Here is a 6,736-nt window from a genome sequence, read left to right on the forward strand (position 1 = left end):
TTCCTTTCTTCTATTTCCTCCGGTGTTAACTTTTTAGGATTGCGTTTCTTATGGCCATATTTGTTATTTTTATTGTTATAAGGTTTATTATAAGGCTTGTTTTTGCTAAATGGTCTGTGGCCACTAGATGGCTTTCTATTATTGTTATTGGTTTGCATTAAATCAATCCTTTTACTATTTAATTACCATTCACGTAAGTTTTTAGCTTTAGTACGATTGTTATGTTCTTTTACAGATTCATCATTGTAATGTTGTTCAATACCTTGTACAAACTGATTTTTAAAGCCTTCAGCATCTAATAAGCTGTTTTCCTCATTTTCTTGCTGTCGTTGTTTTAAGTCCTCATTAACATTTGCAAATGCTGTATTTAAAGCTGTCGTAATGTCATTTTCTAACCCTTTTTGATACTGTCTGTTTATTTCCTGCATATGTTTTTCATGTTTTGATAAAGTACGTCCTGCCATTGTTAAAATCTCTCCCTTTGTTTTAAATTTGTACGTAACCCATAAGTAAGTAATTTTTTAGTTCTGATTCATCAATATCGTAAATTTTATTAGCCTTTTTTACTGTTACAATATTTCCTGTTTTATTTCTGTGGTATGCCCTTATTTTTCCAACCGTCACCATTCCATTTTGGGTGTATATTAAATCATCATCATTAGCACTATCTCTAATGCCTGGAACATGAATATTTTCTTCCATGTTTTACCTCTCCTATTCAGTTACATTTAACCGGATCTTTGCTTTTTCCAATTCTGATTGTTTTTTAGTAATTTTTTGTTCAAGTTCTGTTTTTTGATTTGTGTAGTAATCCATAGCAGCTGATCCTTGTCTAGATTCAATAAGTCTATTAATGCGGTTTAATTCATTCTTAAGGTTGTTTATTTCACTTTCACGTCTTGTTAGTGCTTGTGCAGTAAATCTGTGCATGTTTTTCACCTCCTATAAATATAAAAGCCAGAGGTTATTTATCCTCTGACTAAATATGTCATATGTCATGTAACACAATTACAATTGTGATACGTTATGTTTCTTTAATAACTATGTTTTTACATGGTATTTACTCATGTTTTATATTAGTTTTGGCTCTTTTGGTTCAAAGTCAATTTGGCCATTAATAAACTTATCATGCATTATAAAATAACCACGCCATTTTTTATGCGTTTGCTTTATGATTTCATCTTGATTTTTTACCATATTGTAAATGCTTTGTTTTTTCATATATTCTTGTAATTTAATTAAGCGTGGTATTCTACCAAATTTACTATGAATGAAATAAATGTATGATATTGCTTTCGTCTGAAATTCTTCTTCTGCATTAATTTCTTCTTTTATTGCTAGCATTGTTTATTCTCTCCTAACTATAATCTAATTGCTTTTACTACAAATTTTCCTGAACCTTCTTTTGTTGTTACTTGTAAATAATCACCTTGTTTTAAACCTGTTTCTTTGGCAATTGAAATAGGTATTGTCATGTGATAACGTCCTTGTTTGGTTCCTCTTAACTTAACTAAGTCTTTTATTAACATTGCAAAACACTCCTTTTTTTTCTTTGATCTATATAAAAAGAGCAGTCAATAATTGAATTTAATCAACTAAAAACTGCTCTTGAGTATTTTTTATTCGTTTTTTCTTACGCACGCCTGTATATATTTATTTTATTAAACAACTATTTTTTAATATTACATATATATAACTTTTATTCTTTTAAAGAATAGTATTGTTTATTACTAAAGTACTTATGTTTAAAATAATACTTTCTTTTTTAAAATAATTAATTCTTTTTTTAAAATAAACTATAAAATAAATTATTATAGTTATAGTCAAAAACAAAAGAAAAAAATTAAATAAAAAAAGAAAATAAAAAGGGACGACAAAACAAAAATTGTCTTTTTTCCTCTCATTTCCTCTGAAAAATTTTACTCTTCTTTATGATATGTCCAAAGCCTTATTCTAAAAGGGTTTGTGTAACCTTACACTACTAATCCTAAGTCTATTTTATAATACATTTGGGTCAATGTAAACAGTATTTTAAAATTTATTTTAGTATTCTTTTTACTCCTTACAAAGTTCAATCCATTACATAGATATAAACATATACACAGGAATTAAATAAAAGGGTTCTGATGAATTTTATAAACTCTATTAATATATTTCCTATGGGTAAAATAAAAAGCCCTCAGAAGGGGCTCTATTTTAATATTATGGACTTGATAGATTTTATTCATTTTCAATCCAATTATAACGAAGTATTTCTTTCCGTTGGCGGTCATTATATTTATTATTTTTTAATAGATTAGTATTGTCTTTAGTATTATTTGTGGGATTTTTTGTCCACCCTTGTGCGGTCATTTTGTCCATACTAGAGTGGTCAAATTGTCCACCCTGATTATAACGGGTTTTTTGAAGGATTAATTCATAAATTTTGTCGGTTATGTAGAAATGCCTTTTTGCTGGAACTCCCAACATTTTTACTTTAATTAATCCTAATGTTTCAAGCCTTTTAATTGCCCTTTGTTGTGTCTTTTGCTTTAAGGTTGTATTCTTTTCCAGGTTTTCAACTGTACAATAAAACCATGTATCATTTGCATAACTATCTTGTTTTAATTTACCTTGCTTTCTCCAGTATTCCTGCATTGATACTAACTCACTATAAATAATTGCTTCATTCAATCCTATTTCATGTGCTAATGCTTTATTTACAACTATTGAGCCGTCAGACCTTAACAAATCAAATAGATTCATGTTATACTGTCCTTTCTAGGTACTATTTATAATTAACTCCTTTAGTATCCTACTTTGCCGAGTAGGGTATTTTATTTTGTTCCATTTTACCATATTGAGAATAACACAGATGGTCCAGGTTGATTTTGTTTGTTTCTTTAATGGGTAAACCTATCAAACTATTAATTAACTTCTGAAGGCCATCTATGTTACTGTATTACCATCTTTTAACGTATTTAATAACTCAAGTAACTTTTCTGTTCCTTCATCTTCAATGAATAGACAATTACATTCATCTGCATTAAAATTATCATCTCTAAAGCAATAACCGTAATTACTCATATAACTATTCTCCTTTTATAAAGCAAATTTATCGATAGTGGCATCCATTAAATCTTGATCAATCCCTATATATCTCATTGTTACACTAGGTGCCGAGTGGTTAAATATTTGCTGTAATAAAGCTACATCTTTAAATTGTTGGTAATGGTGGTAACCAAATGTTTTTCTCATTGTGTGGGTACCTATTTCTTTTAATCCTGCTTTTTCTGCTGCTTCATTTAAAATCCTATATGCTTGTACCCTGCTAATTGGTTTATTCGATTTCTTTGATGGGAATAAAAATTCTTCATCATTTAACCCTCTGGTATAATCTCTTAATACCTCAATAATGACAGTATTTAATTTAAAACGTTTAGTTTTATCGGTCTTTTTCTCCTTAATTTTAATATGTGTAGTATCCCTTACATCTTTTACTTGTAATTTAAGCAAGTCAGATACTCTTAAACCTGTATTGATGCCCATTACAAACATTAAATAATCTCTATATGACTTCCTTTTCAAAATGGCTTTTACTTCCTCTATCTTTTCTTTGTTTCTAATAGGTTGAACATATTCCATATAAATTTCCTCCTATACTATTCTTATATTCACTATGTTACCTTTAACTTAAATACATTATATATTATGTTACATAAAAAGTACAATAAAAATGCTAAAAGTTTGCTAGTTTATTGGTGTCAATACATTCTAGCCACTTTTAGCTTAAGTAACACTATATCTAATTTGTTACATTAGTTTTTATTAAATAGCTTTTTATACCATGGTTTATTATCCTGTATTTCAGTGGTTGCTGCTAGTTCTTTCTTTTGCTCTGATATATCATTCATTAATTGCATTAAGTGTTTGTCTCGTTTATCTAATGAATTTTTAATATAGTCCTGTTGTTGATCTAATTTATTGCTTAATTCCTTAATCAAGTCGTTCTGTTTATGTACCATTTCTTTTAGTTCTTCATATTGCTTATTATATTGCATTAATTGAGGTGTATTGCTACCCGATACATCTTGTATTGCTCCACCTTTAAACTTTTCAACTACTATTTTTGAACTTGCTTCAACCGATATGTTAGCTTTTCTTAATTCCATAAAATAATGAAATGCATTTATATCGTTCTCTACAAATATTCTTGCTCCACTTTCTGACCTTATAAATTTATATTGTTCAGTTTCCAAAGATTGAGCATATTTTCTAACTGTTGGAACGGCAATATGTAATCTTGTTGCCACTTCTTTAGTTGTATAAGCTTTTTCTGTATGGTTCTCCATATTATCACCTCATACAATATAATACGCCATATATGAGGTAATTTCCTGCTTTCTTGTTAATAACAGGAATAATTTAATAGATTGTTGAATAACTATAAAATATAATTTTATTTTATAGTCCTGGCAGGGCCCTATTTAAAAAAAGGGTGTTATTAACTAGTTACATCAGCAGTGATACAATCATGTATTTGTGTGTAACTAGTTAATAACTATGTTTTTACTTGATAACAGATAAACAACCCAATTAGGAGAAGTATAAAATAGTATAAAAGTGTTTCTAAAAGTAAAAATGTAAAAACCTCTTAGCAACACTTGTATATTATCTTAATCAATAGGGCCATTCTGAGGGTTTTTAATTATGACCTAATAGTAAAATAAGGGGGCAATATTAAATGTCCTCTAATGGCCACTATTTAAACATATTGATTTATAATTGTTTCCCTTTGTTGCTCTAACTTTTTTATTTGGATCCATATTAATGATCTTTCTTTATTGTCCTGTTCATTGATGAATAAAAACTCTAAGTTTGCTTTATTCCATTCCAAGTCTAGTAGTTGTTTTTTACCTTCATTTGGTAATGATTTAAAGACTTTAAAGTCCATTTTTAATCCCCCTAATTTCTTTTATTCGCTCTATGCTCATTGTCTCTCCTTGAATATAACCAATATCATTATAGATAATTACAATTCTTTCGTTCTCTGGTATTTTTCTACCTTTGTCTGTGTATTTCTGTTTTAGCCTTTTTTGTTCTAATTTAAGCTGTTGTCTGTTTTGATCTGGATTAGTAAATAAAACATGTTCATCATCAATTTTGCATACAGTAAATATCCTTTGTTTAGGCATTTTTTGTTCTAAGATTTCAATCCTTTTTAATAATGATGCTCTACTCATTTTTTAAGCTATCCTCTAATATTTTTAAACGTTCCTCTAAATCACCATCACGCATTGCATAAAGTGAAATTGAACTAATATATGCTATAGCTTTTGCACGTTTTATTTTATCCTCATTTGTTTTAGCTTTCATTTCCCTAAGAATATTCAATTGTTCTGATAATAGTTTGCGAACATCTGAGGGTTTTCTAATATAACGTTTTTGCATACCATAACCCCCTTTATAAAGTTATAACTATCAATACTTCCAGTCATTATTTGATATTAAAACGTTTGTATTTTGGTATAAAAAGAACCTATTCCTAGGCTCTCTCTAATTGTCTTTCTTTGTATTCTTTATGTGCTTTCTTTAATGCTTTGTATGGATCTTTTCTAATGTCTGATTCCCAACACCAAAATAATTTAATTCCTTGTTGGTCACAATATTGTTGTAGTTTCTTATCACGTTCAATTCTTTCTGGCCTACTATGCCAGTAATCACCATTGCATTCTATAATAGTGTTTTTAGATGGTATATATATATCAGCAATATATATATCTTGCTTGTCTCTAAAGTATGTTTGAATTTCATGCTCAATTTCTAATTCATCAAGTAACTCTTGCATTGCTATTTCAATTGATGAAACTTTATAATTAAAGCGATTTTTTAACTGTTCTTCCGTAGCATTTTCAAACCACCTTTTATGTGCTTTAGATAAGTTTTCTTTATGCTCATTACTAAATTTTTTACCTAGCATTGGTGATATTCTACCTTTGCGTGCTATAGACATATTTCTTTTATGTTCATCTGTCTTTTTCTTACCTTTTAATGCTTTAGATAAATTCTCTTTATGTTCATCTAAAATCTCTTTGCCCCTCCAAGATGAATTTCCAAGTCCATTTTTATTACCTTTTAATGCTTCACTTGTTTTCTTTCTCTGAGTTGGGTCTTCATAACGTTTCTTATGTGCTTCACTCATCTTTTTTATTGTTTCTTTTGAATGATTCTTACCTTTTCTGCATGATTGTTTACCTTTCAATGCTTTACTAATATTTCTTTTGTGCTCTTCACTAAACTTTCTATTTTTCATTGACTTACTTATCTTTCTTTTTTGTTCTTCACTTAATGGTTTACCTTTTTGGGCAGGCATTAATATTCATCTCCTAATAACTATTTTATATTAATCATATACAATTACTAAGAATTAGTACAAACGTATGTTCTGCCTTTCTTTTATGTTATCTGCACAATACTTAGAGCATTTATTTAATATAAAAACGTATATATATTTAATGCCATTGTTGTGATCTTCTTTGTACTGCTGCACGTTGTTTTTTTATTTTTCTTTGGCCGAAATATAGCCGGCTTTTATATTCTCTAGTACGTTCCTTAGATTGTTTTTCAAATAGTTCCATTAACTTTTCAAAGCGTTTTTGCTTCCTTTCTTCTATTTCCTCCGGTGTTAACTTTTTAGGATTGCGTTTCTTATGGCCATATTTGTTATTTTTATTGTTATAAGGTTTATTATAAGGCT

Annotated in this window: 14 protein-coding genes; all 14 read right to left on the minus strand. The window is 28.6% G+C overall.

Features of this window, described 5'->3' with window-relative positions; translation table 11 throughout:
- Positions 1 to 182 precede the first annotated feature (182 nt).
- A complete protein-coding gene (locus IEX12_RS22610) occupies positions 183 to 464 on the minus strand; it encodes a hypothetical protein (RefSeq protein WP_188725945.1) in 282 nt (93 codons plus the stop codon).
- Between the two features lie 22 nt (positions 465 to 486).
- Positions 487 to 702, minus strand: coding sequence for a hypothetical protein (locus IEX12_RS22615; protein ID WP_188725946.1), 216 nt, complete (start codon positions 700 to 702; stop codon positions 487 to 489).
- A gap of 12 nt (positions 703 to 714) precedes the next feature.
- The gene (locus IEX12_RS22620) at positions 715 to 930 is read right to left on the minus strand and encodes a hypothetical protein (RefSeq protein ID WP_188725947.1); all 216 of its coding nucleotides are present in this window, start codon (positions 928 to 930) and stop codon (positions 715 to 717) included.
- 141 nt (positions 931 to 1,071) lie between these two features.
- Positions 1,072 to 1,344 (minus strand): hypothetical protein, encoded by a 273-nt coding sequence (locus IEX12_RS22625; RefSeq protein ID WP_188725948.1) that lies wholly within the window; start codon positions 1,342 to 1,344, stop codon positions 1,072 to 1,074.
- Positions 1,345 to 1,361: 17 nt separating this feature from the next.
- Positions 1,362 to 1,529: a hypothetical protein gene (locus IEX12_RS22630; RefSeq protein ID WP_188725949.1), complete on the minus strand. Its 168-nt coding sequence runs from the start codon at positions 1,527 to 1,529 to the stop codon at positions 1,362 to 1,364.
- 691 nt (positions 1,530 to 2,220) lie between these two features.
- Positions 2,221 to 2,745, minus strand: a complete 525-nt coding sequence (locus tag IEX12_RS22635; protein ID WP_188725950.1) for a helix-turn-helix domain-containing protein — start codon at positions 2,743 to 2,745, stop codon at positions 2,221 to 2,223.
- A gap of 183 nt (positions 2,746 to 2,928) precedes the next feature.
- Positions 2,929 to 3,066, minus strand: a complete 138-nt coding sequence (locus IEX12_RS22640) for a hypothetical protein (protein ID WP_188725951.1) — start codon at positions 3,064 to 3,066, stop codon at positions 2,929 to 2,931.
- 15 nt (positions 3,067 to 3,081) lie between these two features.
- Positions 3,082 to 3,624 carry a site-specific integrase gene (locus tag IEX12_RS22645; protein ID WP_188725952.1) on the minus strand — a complete coding sequence of 181 codons (543 nt, stop codon included), beginning with the start codon at positions 3,622 to 3,624 and terminating at the stop codon, positions 3,082 to 3,084.
- Between the two features lie 173 nt (positions 3,625 to 3,797).
- On the minus strand, positions 3,798 to 4,331 hold the full coding sequence (locus IEX12_RS22650; protein WP_188725953.1) for a DUF3967 domain-containing protein: 534 nt from the start codon (positions 4,329 to 4,331) through the stop codon (positions 3,798 to 3,800).
- Between the two features lie 413 nt (positions 4,332 to 4,744).
- The gene (locus IEX12_RS22655; RefSeq protein WP_188725954.1) at positions 4,745 to 4,933 is read right to left on the minus strand and encodes a hypothetical protein; all 189 of its coding nucleotides are present in this window, start codon (positions 4,931 to 4,933) and stop codon (positions 4,745 to 4,747) included.
- A complete protein-coding gene (locus IEX12_RS22660) occupies positions 4,923 to 5,222 on the minus strand; it encodes a hypothetical protein (RefSeq protein ID WP_188725955.1) in 300 nt (99 codons plus the stop codon). Before IEX12_RS22660 ends, IEX12_RS22655 begins: the two co-directional genes overlap by 11 nt.
- Positions 5,215 to 5,430 (minus strand): hypothetical protein, encoded by a 216-nt coding sequence (locus IEX12_RS22665; RefSeq protein WP_188725956.1) that lies wholly within the window; start codon positions 5,428 to 5,430, stop codon positions 5,215 to 5,217. Before IEX12_RS22665 ends, IEX12_RS22660 begins: the two co-directional genes overlap by 8 nt.
- 94 nt (positions 5,431 to 5,524) lie before the next feature.
- Positions 5,525 to 6,352 carry an NUMOD3 domain-containing DNA-binding protein gene (locus tag IEX12_RS22670; RefSeq protein WP_188725957.1) on the minus strand — a complete coding sequence of 276 codons (828 nt, stop codon included), beginning with the start codon at positions 6,350 to 6,352 and terminating at the stop codon, positions 5,525 to 5,527.
- Between the two features lie 139 nt (positions 6,353 to 6,491).
- Positions 6,492 to 6,736 (minus strand): hypothetical protein (locus IEX12_RS22675; RefSeq protein WP_188725958.1); only part of this gene is annotated, 245 nt, incomplete at its 5' end.

The sequence above is a fragment of the Lentibacillus populi genome (assembly GCA_014642895.1).
Taxonomy (GTDB): domain Bacteria; phylum Bacillota; class Bacilli; order Bacillales; family Amphibacillaceae; genus Lentibacillus_C; species Lentibacillus_C populi.